The 17102-nt window shown below is 34.8% G+C and carries 20 protein-coding genes and 1 pseudogene; 10 read left to right on the forward strand and 11 right to left on the reverse strand.

Annotation, left to right across the window (positions count from 1 at the left end; all coding sequences use genetic code 11):
- Positions 1-377 precede the first annotated feature (377 nt).
- The 5 genes from ruvA (at position 378) to J4T77_RS05125 (ending at position 3518) form a co-directional block, all read left to right on the forward strand.
- Positions 378-950: a Holliday junction branch migration protein RuvA gene (gene ruvA, locus J4T77_RS05105; protein WP_010082382.1), complete on the forward strand. Its 573-nt coding sequence runs from the start codon at positions 378-380 to the stop codon at positions 948-950.
- Positions 947-1927: a Holliday junction branch migration DNA helicase RuvB gene (gene ruvB / locus J4T77_RS05110; protein WP_010963048.1), complete on the forward strand. Its 981-nt coding sequence runs from the start codon at positions 947-949 to the stop codon at positions 1925-1927. The genes ruvA and ruvB overlap by 4 nt, the downstream gene beginning before the upstream one ends.
- Before the next feature lie 65 nt (positions 1928-1992).
- Positions 1993-2466 (forward strand): hypothetical protein, encoded by a 474-nt coding sequence (locus J4T77_RS05115; protein WP_223823150.1) that lies wholly within the window; start codon positions 1993-1995, stop codon positions 2464-2466.
- Positions 2463-2918, forward strand: a complete 456-nt coding sequence (locus tag J4T77_RS05120) for a hypothetical protein (RefSeq protein WP_209472508.1) — start codon at positions 2463-2465, stop codon at positions 2916-2918. Before J4T77_RS05115 ends, J4T77_RS05120 begins: the two co-directional genes overlap by 4 nt.
- 60 nt (positions 2919-2978) lie before the next feature.
- On the forward strand, positions 2979-3518 hold the full coding sequence (locus J4T77_RS05125; protein WP_038199418.1) for a DNA-3-methyladenine glycosylase: 540 nt from the start codon (positions 2979-2981) through the stop codon (positions 3516-3518).
- Here J4T77_RS05125 and purF read toward each other — a convergent pair.
- From purF to J4T77_RS05140, 3 genes are read right to left on the reverse strand one after another with little or no spacing between them, the layout of a single operon-like run.
- Positions 3500-4885 carry an amidophosphoribosyltransferase gene (purF, locus tag J4T77_RS05130; RefSeq protein ID WP_010082377.1) on the reverse strand — a complete coding sequence of 462 codons (1386 nt, stop codon included), beginning with the start codon at positions 4883-4885 and terminating at the stop codon, positions 3500-3502. The genes J4T77_RS05125 and purF overlap by 19 nt on opposite strands.
- A 25-nt stretch (positions 4886-4910) precedes the next feature.
- Positions 4911-6014, reverse strand: a complete 1104-nt coding sequence (gene rodA / locus J4T77_RS05135; RefSeq protein WP_010963045.1) for a rod shape-determining protein RodA — start codon at positions 6012-6014, stop codon at positions 4911-4913.
- A 53-nt stretch (positions 6015-6067) separates the two neighbouring features.
- The gene (locus J4T77_RS05140) at positions 6068-7534 is read right to left on the reverse strand and encodes a proton-conducting transporter transmembrane domain-containing protein (RefSeq protein ID WP_038199409.1); all 1467 of its coding nucleotides are present in this window, start codon (positions 7532-7534) and stop codon (positions 6068-6070) included.
- A gap of 64 nt (positions 7535-7598) precedes the next feature.
- Between J4T77_RS05140 and J4T77_RS05145 the strand changes: the two genes are divergently transcribed.
- The 3 genes from J4T77_RS05145 (at position 7599) to virB9 (ending at position 9339) form a co-directional block, all read left to right on the forward strand.
- Positions 7599-7913: an NADH-ubiquinone oxidoreductase subunit NDUFA12 family protein gene (locus J4T77_RS05145; protein ID WP_007548590.1), complete on the forward strand. Its 315-nt coding sequence runs from the start codon at positions 7599-7601 to the stop codon at positions 7911-7913.
- Between the two features lie 2 nt (positions 7914-7915).
- A complete protein-coding gene (gene mlaD / locus J4T77_RS05150) occupies positions 7916-8371 on the forward strand; it encodes an outer membrane lipid asymmetry maintenance protein MlaD (RefSeq protein WP_190321447.1) in 456 nt (151 codons plus the stop codon).
- Positions 8372-8556: 185 nt separating this feature from the next.
- Positions 8557-9339, forward strand: a complete 783-nt coding sequence (gene virB9, locus J4T77_RS05155) for a P-type conjugative transfer protein VirB9 (RefSeq protein WP_010082330.1) — start codon at positions 8557-8559, stop codon at positions 9337-9339.
- A gap of 3 nt (positions 9340-9342) precedes the next feature.
- Here the strand turns inward: virB9 and J4T77_RS05160 are convergent, their stop codons facing one another.
- Genes J4T77_RS05160 through J4T77_RS05170 form a run of 3 tightly spaced genes read right to left on the reverse strand, consistent with a single transcriptional unit; the run spans position 9343 to position 11320 of the window.
- Complete coding sequence (locus J4T77_RS05160; RefSeq protein WP_010082329.1) at positions 9343-9939, reverse strand: ribonuclease HII; 597 nt, start codon at positions 9937-9939, stop codon at positions 9343-9345.
- A 6-nt stretch (positions 9940-9945) separates the two neighbouring features.
- A complete protein-coding gene (gene mraY, locus J4T77_RS05165; protein ID WP_010963043.1) occupies positions 9946-10926 on the reverse strand; it encodes a phospho-N-acetylmuramoyl-pentapeptide-transferase in 981 nt (326 codons plus the stop codon).
- 58 nt (positions 10927-10984) lie between these two features.
- Entirely contained in the window at positions 10985-11320 is a 336-nt protein-coding gene (locus J4T77_RS05170) for a hypothetical protein (protein ID WP_233641173.1), read from the reverse strand.
- Here J4T77_RS05170 and J4T77_RS07600 point away from each other — a divergent pair.
- Positions 11216-12065, forward strand: a pseudogene (locus J4T77_RS07600) (IS5 family transposase). The gene J4T77_RS05170 and the pseudogene J4T77_RS07600 overlap by 105 nt on opposite strands.
- A 348-nt stretch (positions 12066-12413) precedes the next feature.
- Here the strand turns inward: J4T77_RS07600 and J4T77_RS05180 are convergent.
- The 4 genes from J4T77_RS05180 to rlmB form a co-directional block, all read right to left on the reverse strand.
- Positions 12414-13391 carry a quinone oxidoreductase family protein gene (locus J4T77_RS05180; protein WP_038199239.1) on the reverse strand — a complete coding sequence of 326 codons (978 nt, stop codon included), beginning with the start codon at positions 13389-13391 and terminating at the stop codon, positions 12414-12416.
- 170 nt (positions 13392-13561) lie between these two features.
- Positions 13562-14098: a cytochrome c oxidase assembly protein gene (locus J4T77_RS05185; RefSeq protein ID WP_010082343.1), complete on the reverse strand. Its 537-nt coding sequence runs from the start codon at positions 14096-14098 to the stop codon at positions 13562-13564.
- The gene (locus J4T77_RS05190; protein ID WP_190321412.1) at positions 14099-14821 is read right to left on the reverse strand and encodes a Bax inhibitor-1/YccA family protein; all 723 of its coding nucleotides are present in this window, start codon (positions 14819-14821) and stop codon (positions 14099-14101) included. It lies immediately after the preceding gene.
- 79 nt (positions 14822-14900) lie between these two features.
- A complete protein-coding gene (gene rlmB, locus J4T77_RS05195) occupies positions 14901-15665 on the reverse strand; it encodes a 23S rRNA (guanosine(2251)-2'-O)-methyltransferase RlmB (RefSeq protein ID WP_038199241.1) in 765 nt (254 codons plus the stop codon).
- A 92-nt stretch (positions 15666-15757) separates the two neighbouring features.
- On the opposite strand from rlmB, the gene J4T77_RS05200 reads away from it, so the two are divergent.
- Positions 15758-16258, forward strand: coding sequence for a Smr/MutS family protein (locus tag J4T77_RS05200; RefSeq protein ID WP_010082340.1), 501 nt, complete (start codon positions 15758-15760; stop codon positions 16256-16258).
- 348 nt (positions 16259-16606) lie between these two features.
- Here the strand turns inward: J4T77_RS05200 and J4T77_RS07045 are convergent, their stop codons facing one another.
- The gene (locus J4T77_RS07045) at positions 16607-16738 is read right to left on the reverse strand and encodes a hypothetical protein (RefSeq protein ID WP_010962944.1); all 132 of its coding nucleotides are present in this window, start codon (positions 16736-16738) and stop codon (positions 16607-16609) included.
- Between the last annotated feature and the right edge of the window lie 364 nt (positions 16739-17102).

Consider the following 17102-nt stretch of genomic DNA (forward strand, 5'->3'; position numbering starts at 1 on the left):
AAGAAATTTACTAAACAGAAAAAAAGGCAAAAGAAACCCTAGGGTAGCTAATTATTCACTATCCATTTTTTAAGTTGGCGTTTTTTAATGTTTTAAATGCTTTATAAGCGTATTTCAGCTTGTGTAGGTAAAAACCCAGAATTTGATAAAGACATAGAGTGCACATAGTGCAAAAAATTAAACATGAGACGCCAGATACGTGAGTTTTTTGTCATTTAATCTGTACAGAGAAGATAAATAAATAGCTTCAGTGTTTATGATAAGGGGGCTGGCGGAGTTTGTCAAGTGGTTTTTTAGCCACGTTTCCCTGTTATAATGTTCGTTTGCTTGACCTAAGATCCAGGAGTATTTAAACTGAACTCTATATAGTGTTAAAAATGATAGGAAATCTAAGCGGAATAGTTGATGAAGTGCGCAGTGATCACATAATCCTGAATGTGAATGATGTTGGCTATATGGTGTATCTTTCAGCCAAAACTTTAAATGCATGTTCCATCGGAAGTAGAGTTAAATTACTTATCGAAACCTATGCAAATAACAGAGAAAATGTCGCTCAGCTATATGGTTTTATAAGCAAAGAAGAACAGCAGTGCTTGAGGTTGCTTGTCAAAGTAAGCGGCGTTAGCTATAAAACTGCAATGTCAATTTTGGGCAAATTAACTCCAGAACAGCTATTTTTGGCAATTATGAATGAAGATAAAGTAGCACTCAAGATGAGCGGACTTGGCCTGAAACTCATAAATCGAATCATCACTGAATTGAGTGGCAAAGTGAGTAAACTAGAAATAAATAACAATAATTTTCATCCAATTAATGAAGATGCCCTTTCAGCATTGATCAATCTTGGGTATGAAAAAATGAAAGCTTATGATACGATAAAAAAATACAGGCCAAATCTGGACACTAAGGATATTATTCGCATGGCGCTTAAGGAGCTTTCAATACTATGAAATCAATATCGTGCGGTAAAGAATATACTGAAGATGTGCGCAATATCAACATCAGGCCTGAACAACTTGATGATTTTGTCGGGCAAAAAGACTTAATACAAAATTTAAAAGTGTTTATAAACGCTGCACAGACGAGAACTGAAGCTTTAGATCACGTTTTATTATATGGTCCTCCAGGGCTTGGCAAAACAACTTTAGCACAAATTGTTTCTAAAGAATTAAGAGTTAGCTTTCGCGCAACTTCTGGTCCTTTACTTAGTAAAGCTGGAGATTTGGCCGCAGTGCTTACCACTTTAAATGCAAAAGATGTTCTATTTATCGACGAAATTCATAGATTAAATCGCAGCATCGAAGAAGTTTTATATACTGCTATGGAAGATTTTTGCCTGGACATATTAGTAGGTGAAGGTCCATCTACTCGCACTTTAAGGATAGATCTACCACCATTTACGCTAATTGGAGCAACAACACGGCTTGGATTACTTTCTGCGCCACTCAGAGATCGTTTTGGCATTCCTTTGCATCTTGAGTTTTATTCCTTTGAGGAGCTGGTTAATATTATAAAAAGAGGCGCAAGAGTTCTTTCTGCTGAAATTGAAGAGGATGCAGCACGGGAAATTGCCTGCCGTGCGCGCGGCACTCCAAGAATTGCTTTGAGGTTACTCAGAAGAATAAGGGATTTTGTTGAAGTGAAAGATGATAAAAAAATTACTTATGAAGTCGCTGATTCTGTATTACTAAAATTGGGTGTAGATAAAATGGGACTCAATAAACTTGATATGAATTATCTAAGATTTTTATTCAACACTTCAGGCCCTGTTGGAATTGACACCATATCTATTGCGCTATCCGAAGATGTTGGCAATATTGAAGAAACAGTAGAACCTTATTTAATCAAAATTAGTTTTGTAAAGCGCACACCAAGAGGGCGCGTTCTAACCGATCAAGCAAAGGAGTATTTGAGCTTTCAACATTAAACATCATAATTTATATTGACTAATTGGCATGGTATCTATATGCTAACATTTATATATTAAAAATAATGGAGGCATATATGTTAACTAATAGCACTGAAACTGTATCTTTAATTGAAACTTCTTCTAATCTAAATATCAGTCCTTCTGATAATAATTCGATTTCGGATACTAAAAATGTACCTAAATCAACACTAGATGAGAACGTACCTAAATACGTCACTCTTAATAATGCAGAAGAATGGAATGAGTTCTTTATAATGCAGAACAACACTTCTACTAATACCACTAATAAAAAGAAACCAAAACCTTATATTCATAAGGATAGTAATGGTATATGTACATATACTGCTCGGGATGAGAATAAATATGGTGGTAAGAACATTATAGGCAAAATTGCTGAACAAATTAAAGAAGAGATATCTAAAAATATAGAAAATAATGATATAGAATTTATAAAACTTAAAGAAAGCAAAAATGAAGATAATATTATTGAGCCTGCCGTAAGAATTGCGATAGGTAGTAATACAAAAGAAGCATGAGTGACATTCTAAATAACGATTTGTGTAAACAATATGGCGTGAAAGCAATTACATTATTGCTACCTCAAAGTAAAGCAAGGGGGCTAAGTTGCCGGGTTGATGAACATGGAACAAGAATTTATGAAGTAGCTAATGGGTCATATCAAATGACTTTAAAGTGGAATGCTCAAGGAAAAGAATGTAATATTAAAATTAATATTCATGATAATGGCTCCGTAGAACTTATTGAGGGTAATGGTGTTACTATGGAGCAATTAGCTGCACACAAAGAAGTAAAAGTAGGAAGGCAATATGAAGCAAAGCCTTTACATGAAGTGTTAGCATCACAATTGCCACAAACACAATTACAACAAAGCTCTGAAGAAGTAAAATTTTTGGAGCAGCATTCAACAAATGTAGAAGACTTGAGCGGCGCATCACAAAAGCATCAAGCTCCTGCTGCTTCAAAATAGGTAAAGTAGTGAAAATTCAGTATAAGTTGCTTGCATCTGCAAGTAACTTATACTTTTATGATGAGCAACACAATACTACCAAGAAATTTCTACGAGCGGCCAACTTTGGTTGTAGCCGGGGAGTTACTAGGAAAGATGCTGAAATTTTCTAACTTTAGTGGAATAATAACCGAAGTTGAAGCCTATATAGGAATGAGTGACCCAGCTTGTCATGCAGCTAAGGGTTATACTAACCGAACCTCAGTAATGTTTGGTATGCCGGGGTTTTCATATGTGTACTTTATATATGGAATGTATTACTGTTTAAATATTGTAACAGAAGCAGAAGGGTTCCCAGCAGCAGTGTTAATACGGGGATTAAAGCTCATTGAACCGCTTGAGGCAAATTTAGGTGGGCCAGGAATATTGTGTAAAAGATTAAATATTACAAAAGAACATAACAAACAGGACCTTACTATAAGCCACGAATTTTGTGTTTATGAATCTCACCTCAAACCAGATTATGTGTGCACTCCGAGAATCGGAATTAGTAAAGGCCAAGAGAAATTTTGGCGGTTTAAAAACTTAAGATCTTGCGTAGACTATTTGCCAATTGGATAATCACCAGTGAAACAAGCATCACAATATTGTGGTGTAGCATTGTTACGCACTTCTCCTTTAACCGCCTGATATAATCCATCAATACTCAAGAAGGCTAGGCTATCTACTCCTATAACTTCCTTAATTTCCTCTACAGATTTATTTGCAGCAATTAAATCTTTGCACTCTGGCGTATCTATTCCATAAAAACAAGAATGCTTAATTGGTGGGCTTGAAATTTTGAGGTGAATCTCTTTTACTCCTGCATCCTTTAGCATAACTATTATATTTGTTAACGTACTACCACGCACTATACTATCATCTATTAAAATTATGTTTTTACCTTTCAAAGTGTGCTTATTAGCATTGAATTTTAATTTTATTCTAACTTTACGTACTTCAGCGGTTGGTTGTATAAAAGTTCTTCCTATGTAATGATTACGAATTATTCCCAGTTCCATAGGTAATCCTGAATGCTTTGCATATCCAATAGCTGCAGGTATTCCAGAATCAGGTATTGGTACAACCATATCTACATTGTTTTTTGGTGGGCTCTCTTCTGCAAGTATTCTTCCTATTTCTTTTCTTGTATCGTATATAGACCTATTCTCCATTATGCTGTCTGGTCTTGAAAAATAAACGTATTCAAAAATACAAAAACTTGATTTTTGCTGTGGGAAAGGAAACATTGAGGCTAGCTTACTACCCGAACTGATGGTAACTAATTCGCCTGGTTCTATTTCTCTAACAAACTCTGCATTTATTATATCAAGAGCACAAGTTTCAGATGCAAGAACGTAAGAACCGTTTAACTTTCCTAAAACAAGAGGCCTGATTCCAGATGAATCACGTACTCCAATAACTACTTCTTGATTGATTGCAACAAAAGAATAAGCACCTTGTATTTGCTTTAATGCATATATAAAACTCTCTAAAAAGCTATCTTTTTCACCGCTTGCTGTCAGATGCACTACTACTTCTGTATCAATATCTGACTGAAAAACGCACTCTTGTTTAATCAATTGTTCGCGTATCGGAGAAATATTAATTAAATTACCATTATGTGCTATGGCGAAATCCCCAAATTTGCCACTTTTGCTAAACATGGGCTGCACTCCAAACTTATTACCACTTGTTGAGTATCGAACATGACCTATTGCACAATCTCCAGGTAAGGATTTCTTTATTTCATCTATATCATCAAATACGCTGCTCACTTGACCTTGAAAGTGATAAGAGTGCAGCTTATCGTTGTTACTGGTTACTACGCCAAAAGACTCTTGACCTCTATGCTGCAAAGCGTGGAGAGCAAGTATAGAGTTAAAAGCAGCACTTTGGTTGCAACTTATGCCAAATACCCCACATTCCTCACGCATTTCATCTAGCATAAAAACTATTAAGTAAAATTTAATTTTACTTTAGCATAGGTAAAATACAAGCATTTTGTTGTTCATCTGCTTTTATTGCCAGCAATAATCCTATGCATATTAAGCTTGCAGCAGTTGTACTTCCTCCATAGGACAGAAATGGCAATGGGTCGCCTATCACAGGTAAGAGGCCCATTGTCATTCCGATGTTTATAAAGAAATGAGCACTAAAAAAGGCGAAAATGCCGATAGATATCGACTTAGAAAAATAATTTTTCGACCTATAAGCGATAGAGAAAATTATGCCAAGTAATGAGGTATAAAGCAAAATTAAAGCCATGCTACCTAAAAATCCCCATTCCTCACTCAGCACTGCAAAAGCAAAATCTGTACGTTTCTCCGGCAAAAATCCAAGTTGAGTTTGACTTCCGTTAACAAAGCCCTTACCAAGCAAACCTCCTGAACCAATAGCTATCTGAGATTGCTGCGCATTATAACCTATTCCAAGTGGATCCACTGATGAATCCAAAAACGACAATATCCTTTGCTTGTGATAAGGACGTAAAAAAGGCCAAATAGCCGGTACTGCAAAAATGCCAAGCGTTCCACATATTACCGAATGAGATCTTTTTATTATTGCTGTGAATATAATTGATATCCCTATAAATAACATTATCACAGCTGTGCCTAAATTAGGTTGCTTTAACACCAAGAACACGGGTAAGAAAATAATTATAAGTGCCTTAAGCAATCTTTTAAATTCCATCATTTTATATACACTCTGCTTATCAAAATAGCGAGCAAGCGCAAGTATTAAGCCTACTTTTGCAAATTCTGATGGTTGCAAACTAATTGATCCAATTCTTATCCACCTTGTTGCACCCATTATGTGTGAGCCAAAAAAATTCACTACTAATAGCGAAATCACTGCTGCTACATAAAAAAAGTAGGCGTGCTTCAAATAAAAATCTAGCTCTATGAATGACATAGCTATAGCAAGTAGGAAAAAGAAGGAGAATATGACCAATTGGTGAATCGCAAATGGCACCCACTTTCCTCCAGCAGAAGAGTATTGAACAACAATGCCAACGCAAAACAGCGCTATCACGTTAATGACTAACAACCAATGAATCTTCTTCAGTCTATCCACAATAAAGACCTTATAACCTTAAAGTATAGTAAAATATGAAACAAAGATAAAAATCAAAAAACCAACTTCTCAACTACTAACCGAATTGGAGTGCTATATATTCCAGTTACTACTGTTAAAACTGCCATAAACAATAGACAGAAAAGCATAGGAAATGGCACATCATTAATTTTGTCCGGTGTCATTCCAGTGCGTGACGTTGCATCATTTTCAAAATACATTTTCTCTACCATCTTCCACATATATATCAATGCAAGGAAAGAGCCAGCAGCAAATGTTACAAGGGAAATCCACGCATGAGATTCGATAATTGCTTTCATTATATACCACTTGCTTACAAAGCCATTTGTTAAAGGCACACCGATTAATGCTAAACTGAGTAGAGTGAACGCAAGTGCTGTATAAGGCATTGATTTCTTGAGTCCCGATAAATTCTCTATTTTTGTTGTATCAAATTTGTAAGAAATACATCCTGCAGCCATAAATAAAGATGTTTTTATTATGCTGTGGTTTACTATGTGAAGAATTGCTGCAAATACACCTGTTTTTGAGTTAAAACTCAGTGCTAAAATTATATAACCAATTTGGCTAATACTAGAGTGAGCAAGCAGTCTTTTTATGTCTTTTGCGGTTATTGCAAATATCGACCCAAATATAACAGCGCAAAGTGCGAGGATAATTATCACGTTGCTTAGTGATGGTTTAAATAAGAAGAAATTTTGATGAAAAACAGTATAAAAGATTCTGATGAAAACATATATCATCACTTTTGTCACTGTGCCTGAAAAGAATATGCTAATGAAACTTGGCGCCTCACTATATGCATTAACCAGCCACCTGCTTAATGGAAACAGTGCCATTTTGATTGAGAGACCAATAAAAATGAACAACGTGCCAAGTTTTATGATGTTGTTATCGTGTAATGGAACTATTCTTTCAGCCATGTCAGACATATTGAGCGTTCCAGTCATTGAATACAAGAGCCCGATGCCAAATAAATAAAATGTTGCGCCTATTGTTCCACTAATTAGATATTCAAATGCTGCAACCAAAGCTTTTTTATCCCTTCCCATTGAAACTAATACATAAGAAGAAAGAGATGAAATTTCCAAGAAAACGTAAAGGTTAAATATGTCGTTTGTTACTAGAATCCCGAGCAGTCCGCTTAAGCACAGTAGAAATAGAGAGTAAAAACCAGTGATTTTGTTTTTGCTAATTTCTTTTTCGTTAATATAAAAGCTATAAAGCACGCTAATCAGCGCTATAAAATTCACCAAAGTTAGAATCAAGGAGTTTAACACGTCGATTCTTAACTCTATTCCATACGGAGGAGCCCAATTTCCAAGGTGATAAGTTATAATTTCACCTTTATATGTTTTAATGAGTAGTATTGATGAAATGATAAGAGTGATTGTTGTTGCAATAAAAGAAATAAACCAAGATACCTTGTGTTTCTTGGCAAGAAAGCAAAACATTGATGCAATTATTGGTATAATAACTTGTAAGATTGGTAATTGCATTAAATTGTTGTTAATATATCGTTAAAGTATTAGTATATATAATACTTTTTGTTTTAATACCCTTATGTTATCTAAAATTTGTAACGCAATAAAACGCCTATTACGAAGAGAAGATAAATTTGTAGGAAGAGATGAAAATGGAAATTCTTACTATGAATCAAGTAAAGGAAAAAGGTGGGTTATGTATAGCAGTGTCTCTGAGCCTACAACAGTGCCTCCGGAATGGCATATATGGCTTCACTATACTGATAATGTAGTACCAGTTAATAATAAAAAAAGAAAAGTAAAACATACTCCTAATTTAACGGGTACAAAAGATGCATACTATCCAAACCAAAAAGTGAAAAATTACTATAAAAGCTGGAGTCCTGATAACTAAAGATGCGAAGGTCAAATATACTTGAAATAACCGCTGGATTATTTGTATTAATTTTCACTATTTTTCTGATTTTCTTTGCTATTGATAAGCTATCTTACATAAAGAAAAACTATAAGGATTGCAATAAAATATATGGTCTTTTTGCTAACGCTAACGATATAGGAGTTGGTGATAGTGTCAAGATCTCTGGTGTAGATGTTGGAAGCATAACTGGTGTATCACTTGACAAAGCTACCTACGTAGCACGAATCGATATGTGTATAAGCAAAGACATAAAATTGCCAATTGATAGTTCAGCTCTGATCACTAGCAGTGGAGTTGTTGGCAGTAAATTTGTTAATATATCACCTGGATCAGATATTAAACTAATCTTGCATGGTGGTAAAATAGAGTATACTCAAGCTGAAGCAAATATGGGTGGAATAATGGATAGAATTCTTGGTATGTTTACAAAGTGAAAATGGCAGGATTCCAAGTATATCCGTTCAGGTAAAGCCTCCTGTAGTTCTAAAGTATTTAAGGAGTTTGCCTTATTTCTTGCCTTTTCTACCGCTTGCTTTGGGGTTTATAGTATAGAAAGTGCCTTAATAGTTGCAGTGCATGTCTATCAATGATAAAATGAAAATTAATTTATTTTGATATTATGATTGGTTTACTGTTTGCCGTACTGTTGTTCCTCTGTGGTAGTGATGCACTTGCAAAACAGGAGCCACGTTCAATAGCTGGAGATAATCACATAAAGGTGATAAATTATAACCCACAAGCTATACATAAGTATACGGGTTTTTATGGTTATCAGTCCAGTATATTGTTTGAACCAGGGGAGGTAATACAAAACCTTTCAATGGGTGATTCAACTGGTTGGCAACTCCTTCCTCAAGGTAATAGATTGTTTATTAAGCCTATAGATGATATTGCCGATACTAATGCAACTATAATTACCAATAAAAGAGTTTATTACTTTGAACTTCATGCTGAAGAAGCAACTGGACTAGATGATCCAAGATTAGCATATGAAGTAAGGTTTCTTTATCCACTATTTAGCAGTGATGAGATTTACACAACAAATAACGGTGATATCTTCGAACAAGCTAGTCATACCATTATTCCTGATATCAATGATATTGAAGTTGTAAAGAAGGGATTAAATTTTAATTATTCCATCTCGCACGTCAAAGGTAGTCAGTCAATAATACCAATTAAGGTTTTTGATGACGGAAAATTTACATATCTACAATTCAATAAAATAAACTCTGATTTTCCGGCAGTTTTTATGGTTGATTCTGCAGGATATGAGTCTTTAGTAAATTTCCGTACAGTTGATAACTACCTGATAATCGAAAGGGTAAGTTCAGTGTTTACCTTAAGGAATGGATCGAGTACAGTTTGCCTATTTAATGAAACCATACCTTTCAAAAAAGGGTAAAGGCTATAATGCCCGAGATATGGGTGCAAAATTTTTTCTATGATGTTCTGTAATTCCATAAAGGCCAATAGCGTTAAGGTGCTCTTTTGTCCCATACCCTTTATTTTTATACCAATTATATTCAGGATGCTTATTATGCAATTCTTGCATAAGCCGATCTCTCGTAACTTTTGCAACGATTGAAGCTGCTGCAATTGATGTACTCAAATTATCACCATTTACTATGGATTTCACTTGCCATTTCACTTCAGGTGGTTGATTACCATCAACTAGTACATAATCTAATTCTAGGTCCAAGTCTATCAACGCACGTTTCATTGAAAGCTTTGTTGCTTGCAAGATATTGTATGAATTTATTTCTTCTACGCTTGCCATTCCTATACCAAATTTTGCAACGGATGTTATTTTTTCATATAGGACTTGCCTACATTGAGGAGTCAACTTTTTCGAGTCGTTGATTCCATCAATAATTGTATTTCTATCAATAAACACTACGGCTGCGGATATTACTGGACCAGCTAGCGGACCTCTTCCAACTTCATCCACTCCTGCTATCACTCCTGATAATTTATTTTCTAATGTAAAGTCTGGGTATTTCATAGGTTTTTATAATAAGAAAGTTATAGTAAAAACTGAACAGATAATAGAAATTATCCAAAATTTCATAACGATTACATTTTCTGACCATCTCTTCTTCTCAAAGTGATGATGTATTGGTGCCATAAGAAAAACTCTTTTTCCTTCTCCATATTTAAACTTTGTATATTTAAAATATGATATCTGAATAATAACAGATAGAGTCTCTATTACAAAGATTATTCCAATAATGGCAAAAAGCATTTCTCTTTTAATTAGGACACTAGTTAACCCTAAAGCCGCACCTACCGACAAGCTACCAACATCACCCATAAATATTTTTGCTGGATGTGTGTTAAACCACAAGAAACTTAGAATAGCTCCTATAAATGCAATGCAGAATAAAGTAATATTCATATCTGCCTGAGTTATATATGCAATTAGCCCCAAAAAAGCAAAGGAAGTGATAACTTGAGTTGCAGCAAGGCCATCCAAACCATCTGTGAGATTCACAGCATTAGAAGAGCCGACAATTACAAACGCAGCAAACGGAACATATAGATAGCCAAAATCTATTATTACTCCTTTAAATAGGGACGTTTTTGTAAAACATTCAGCAGAGTATAGCTTAAGTATAAACACACCAACCAGAGCAACAATAAACTGAATAAGTATTTTGGTTTTTGCACTTAAACCTCGATAGTGATTTGTCTTCAATTTTAAATAATCATCAATAAATCCAAGTAGAGCAAAAAATAGAGTTATCAATATCAGCAGCAAAATTTCTGGTGTTAACTGAGCCCAGAGTAAAATTGGTAATAAAGAAGAAATCAGTATTATTATTCCGCCCATAGGTGGTACATTCTTTTTTGTTATTAAATGACTTTCTGGTCCACATGATCTAATTGGTTGCCCATCTTTGCTTATTTTTTTTAGAAGCTTTATAAAATAGGGAAAAAGAATAAATCCAAAAACAAATGAGGTAAAAAATACTTTTGTAGCTAAGATCATCTGCTTACTTAAATTGACTAAGTGTCATACCACCTATAGCTAATAAAGTCAACTTCTGTCATCCTATAGCCTGACCCACAACTGTACGAACATTGTGATTTGGGCCCATCAGTAGGGTGTCATCCCAGTCTGGAATGGCTTTGTTGCATCGCTCAAGTGAAAAGAACTGGCAGTTACTGACAAAATTCATTATAAATAGCCATTTAACTGTTGAAGAAAAAATATGCCACAAAAAATGAGAGTCAGTAACTGCCATGAATATAACAAATTTCTCCAAGAAAGAGGAAGCATTTTTTGTTATATCAATGACGCCATAGAAAATTGGTACGAGAATTGTCCAAAAATGCAGGGCGGCAACTATATTTATAGTGATAAAGTTGTGATTTTGGTGCATATAATCGTCAGTTTCTTTAGAATTGGTTTAAGACAAACAGTCGGGTTTATAAAAGGGTATTTGCAACAAATAGGAAGAGATTTGCAGCTATTCACAAGCATCAAAAGAAACTTAATATTAAGATAAATGATTGCAGAAAATAATATGGAAGATATCGAAATTGCTATAGACAGTACAGGAATTAGTATATACAACAACACACAGCAAGGAAAATAGCACTGACAGAAAATATCGTGGCTATGAGCAAACGAGAAAATTGCACGTAATGTTGAATATAAACAACAAAAAAGCCATAGCTGTAAAATACAGTAACGGCTGATCACTATGGAGCTTGTGATTTGCTAAAAGAAGTTGATTTTCAGCATGCCATAAAAGCACTATATGCAGATAGGGCATATGACAGAGAAAAGCTCTATAAGCTGTGTAATCAATATGGTATAAAACGAAAATTCCTCCGAAAAACAACGCAGCAGAGCATCCAAAGTTAGACTATATGGCTGAGAGAAATTCTGCAGTCAAGCTCATAAAGTCATATGATGAAGATGGTATAAAGAAGTGGAAAAAGAGATGAGTTATGGAAAAAGATCTTATATAGAAAGTTTTTTTTTCGCGACTGAAACAAACATTCGGGTTTAGTTTTAGGAATAAATCTGAGACAAATAGAGAGAAGGAACTACTTGTTAAATGCTATTTGCTCAATAAGTTCACTGATATTGGTATGGCTAAATTTGAGATAGTTACATGAATTTACCATAAATCACCATCTCATAAAGCGTGATGCAACAAAGCCATCCCAGTGTCAGCTACTTGGATGACAAGAAAGGGAGCACTGGAATGACAGGAGAAGGGGGGCTACTACCGTCATAAAGGAACCAGTGTCAGTTACTCGGATGATACCTTTTTCTACTTAATTTGGGTTATGCAAGAAGTCTATTCGCGGTATAGATTCCGCTAACACGTAGCGGGATGACGGTTGTCGGTAAATCTAAGTCAGTTTAGCTATATGCTTTTAATTCCCCCAAAAGGAGAATTAAATATGTGAAGTTCTAGTTGATATGACTTAATGAATGGTTAGTTTAAATTACTAATTTATTTAAGAGATTTTGATAATATTTAACCCACTCGCTTTTCTATTTTCCATATCACGATGTGCTTGAATTATTTCATCAAATTTATATTTTTTATTGATCCGTACAGTTAAAAGTTTTTTTCTTATCATCTCGAAGATTTCCATTGTGGTAAGCACTAATGTGAATCTATCATGCTTATAATGGTATATTGAGGTTCCAGTTGCAAATAACGAACGTGAACTAAGTAAAGAAAAACTAATAGGAGCGTTACCTGATATCTGCCCATAGGAAACGTATATGCCGAACCTGCCTAAAGATTCAAAAGAAAGCTTGCTTGTAGCGTAACCTATAGGGTCATACACTGCACCTACTCCTCTGTTTTGCGTAATCTCCATAACTTTAGAAACGAAGTCTTTATCATTGTAGTTTATTGCGTATGTGCAGCCACTTTGTAAAGCTATCTTCATTTTTTCATCAGAGCTTACAGAACCTATCACTACACCTTTTTTATCCTTTGCCCATTGGCATATTATTTGTCCTAAACCACCATTAGCCCCATGAACTAGCACGAAAGCACCAGGCCTAACTTTATAAGATTGATTAACTAAATAGTGAGCTGTCATACCTTTAAACAGCACTGCAGCAGCAACTTCATCAGATATGTCATCTGGAATTTTTATCAGATATTTCTGGTGTATAATGCGCTTTTCACAATATGCCCCTGGAGGAGCTGTGCAATATCCAACTCTGTCTCCAACCTTCAATCCATCACTGATTTTTTTACCAAGCTTTTCAATAACTCCCACTGCTTCTACCCCAAGCACTGATGGTAAATTTTTAATTTTGCGCGTACCTTTTCTGTGCTCTAAATCATAACGATTTAAGCCGATAGTTGTGTGACGTACTAAAACTTCCTCGCCTTTTGGCTCACCTATACTCTTATCTACAAATTCTAATACTTCTGGTCCCCCAGTTTTTTTAATTTGTATAGCTCTAACCATGATGAATATTAAGATAAAAACTTTGATTATGTTATCTAACAATTAATATTTTGCAAAGTTATTGTTTTCACAATCAATAGACTTCTTGCGTTACCTCCTGTCATTCCAGTGTTAGCTACTTGGATGACACCCTATTGATTACTGAAATGACACGGTTTGCAAACATTCTGTTACTTAAGCTTAAAGAACGTGTATGATAGTGTTATTTCGCCCAAATCTTTTGTATTACTATCAAGCATTATCTCAGGATCTATATAGAAAGATACGGGCATAGCTGCTTTTTGTTTTGGTAGCAACATTTGCTCTTCAAAACAAAAGCATGCAACTTTATTGAAATACTTACCTGCTTTGAAAGGCGTAACATTATACACCGCCATACCAAATGAAGGCTGATCAGATAGATTTTTTGCGTAATAAAACGCTAAACTTTGTTCTCCTATGTTTACGTCAACGTAGTTAGTTTCTGATTTAAACTCCCAAGGTAGATCGGACATTATATCAGCATTGAAATGGACCCTGATCTTTTGGTTAGTTATATTTGTTGTTGTGTTAGTTACTTTTCTTATTGTGCCACCATACCCAGTAGCTTTACAGAAAATGCTATATAGAGGTACCGATGCATATGCAAGACATATCATCGACACAACTAAAGATACTAAAAAGAAAACTATAGAATTCTTACTGCCTTTCCTTAAAAAGGAAAACATCTAATCCCTATTGTTGAACAAGTTAAGTAACCTGAGTAGATTGAGAAATATATTAATAAAGTCAAAATAAAGATTAGTTGCACCGAGTATTGCCAATTTAGTAGTAGCAACTTCTGATCCGTCATTATGTTTATAATAAACGTCCTTGATTCTTTGAGCATCATACGCAGTCATTAAGGTAAAGACTATTACTGATATGAACGATATTGCAAAGTGGAGAGGACTACTTCCAAGAAATAAATTTACTATAGACGCAATGATTAACCCCCAAACTCCCATAATCAAGAAAGAGCCCATACTTGTAAGATCTCTTTTTGTAGTATTGCCATATAAAGCCATAGAGCCAAACATGATTGATGTAATGAAAAACGCCCTTGCTATATTTTCTGCAGTATAAACTATAAAAACATAAGATAAGGAAAGCCCCATTAACACTGAGAACGAGAAAAATATAGTAACGGCAGACTGAGCACTTAGGTGTTGAATTCTATAAGACATGTAGAACACCAATGCAACCGGAGATAACATTACCACAAGCGATAGAACGGGATTAGAATAAATTGCTTGAAAAAGACCAGAAAATACTGTTAAAAATGCAACAAGCCCTGTGACGCCCAAAGCTAAAGCCATGTAATTATATACTTTAGTTAGGTAACTTCTAAGCCCAGCACTATAATAAACGCCTTGAGAGCGAATATCCTGTTCATTTCTCATATAAGACATAATATAACTCCTTTTATCCATTACTTAACACATTATAATATAAAACCATATTTTTATCAAGTGTTTTTATTATAAACAGCTATGCGCTGGCATTTGTTTTAATATAAATAGAATATAGGCCTATTGCTGCTGCGTTTGAAACATTTAAACTGTTAATTGCATTTGACATTGGGATTTTTAAAAGATAATCACAATTTTCTTTAACTAACCTCCGCATTCCTTTCTCTTCAGAACCAAAAATAATTACTCTTTTTTTCTCAAAACTCTTTATTTCATCTATATTTTCTTTAGCATTGCAATCAAACCCGTAACACCAGTAGCCGACCTTTTTTAAATACTGCATAGTTTTTACTATATTTGTAACGTATATTAGCGGAACAATATCTAAAGCCCCACTTGCTGCTTTTGCAATAGATGCATTTTCACTCGGTGAATGGTTATGTGGTAAAACCAATGCGTCGACATTAAAACAAGCTGAAGTTCTTAAAATTGATCCAATATTGTGCGTGTCAGTGACTTGATCTAAAATGACTATAGTAGAACTGTCGTTTGAGCTTTCAGCTACTTCTTCGATGCTTAAGTTATAAAGAATAGGGGCAACATTTAAAGCAATTCCTTGATGGTTAGCACCTTTGGGTAAAACGTCATTAAGTATTTTGTTTTCTACTAATCGAACTTTAATACCCTTACTATTTGCATATTGCTTAATTTCTTTTTCGTGTTCTCTATAGAAATTTTCTGTTACTAACAGTTCTATACACCGCCTATTTTTATTCTTCAGTGCTGACATGCAGGTGTGCTTTCCATACAGCCAAAAATTCTCATTAGTTTTTGACGATTTCATCGTATTATTGAAAATCGGGTTTTTATAGAATAAGCAACATTTTACTATGTTTGAATATTGTTGTAAAATTATACAATTCGATTAATGCGTTTATGTCGGACGATGAGTTGGATTGGCAAAAAAATGTTAAGCCAATAAAATGTGGAAAAGTTACTTTGAAAGTTGATCATAAAGTAAATATAAAGTCTATGGTTGATAAAGGTACCTCCGACTTACAAGGGAATTTTCTTAATACCAATAATAGTAACTCATCATTTTGTCTTGACCAAAACACAAAATCAAAAGTTGATAGGGGTAAATATTTTATAAGCGATAAGCTCGATTTGCATGGCTATAATATAGAGGATGCTTACTGTAAATTGATAGATTTTATTATCAAAAATTATCGAGCAGGAAATAGATGTTTATTGGTAATTACGGGATACGGCAGTGCAACAAACAAAACAGACACTATAAAGAGTAACTTAAATAAATGGTTAAATGACACTAAAATCCAGCATATGGTTCTATACTACCAACAAGCTACGAAAAAACATGGTGGTAAAGGGGCTTTTTATGTTTTATTAAGAAGGAATAAAAACCTTGAGTCCTGATACTTAAAATTCCTTTTAAGCCTTAATTTTTCTTGTATAACCATACAGTGTTCGGCAGCGCGTGACGCACAACTGTGCGAACATTGTGATTTGGGTCTCCCAGGAAGGATGTCTCCCAGTACCTCTTTTCCCGTCATCCCGCTACGTGTTAGCGGGATCTCATTTCACTTTATGAGGGTGTCATCCGAGTAGCCCCTTTCTCGTCATCCCGCTACGTGTTAGCGGGATCTCATTTCACTTTATGAGGGTGTCATCCGAATAGCTTGACTACTTGGATCCAGATTGGATACTGAGTTGGTGAGTATAAAAGTATAGCTTCTACGTCATACCGCCGCGGTATCTCAGCCGCTAACAAATAGCGGGGTGACGAGTTACTATACCGCTGCGAACCGTCATACCGCGATTTATTCCATAGCTGTACGAACATTCATTTTTGAAGGTAAACTGCACAGCAAATGGTGTCATTCCAGTGCTTGACACTGGAATCCAGCCGGCTTTGTTGCATCGCTAGCTATGATGGATTAAAGATAAAAAAGGCGGAGAATATCAGTAGCTTATTATTCTGGTATGTATAACAAGAACGGTCAGTGAATACCTAAATTTGAGTAAAAGAAATTTCACTACCACTCACTAATCCGGCTAAAATTCAAGAATTTCAATGCTTTAGCTATTTTCAATAGAATTAAATTTATTAATATAAATAACAAGTTACTATTCTTAAATTTGATCAGATTGATTGCAAAAAAAACAAGATTTTCAATAAGTTGCTTATAATCCTAATTATAGTTAGCCTTTCATAAGTAGCGATGCAACAAAGCCATTCCAGCGTCACGCGCTGCCATGT

It is taken from the genome of Wolbachia endosymbiont of Drosophila innubila (assembly GCF_021378375.1).
GTDB classification, from domain to species: Bacteria; Pseudomonadota; Alphaproteobacteria; order Rickettsiales; family Anaplasmataceae; genus Wolbachia; species Wolbachia pipientis.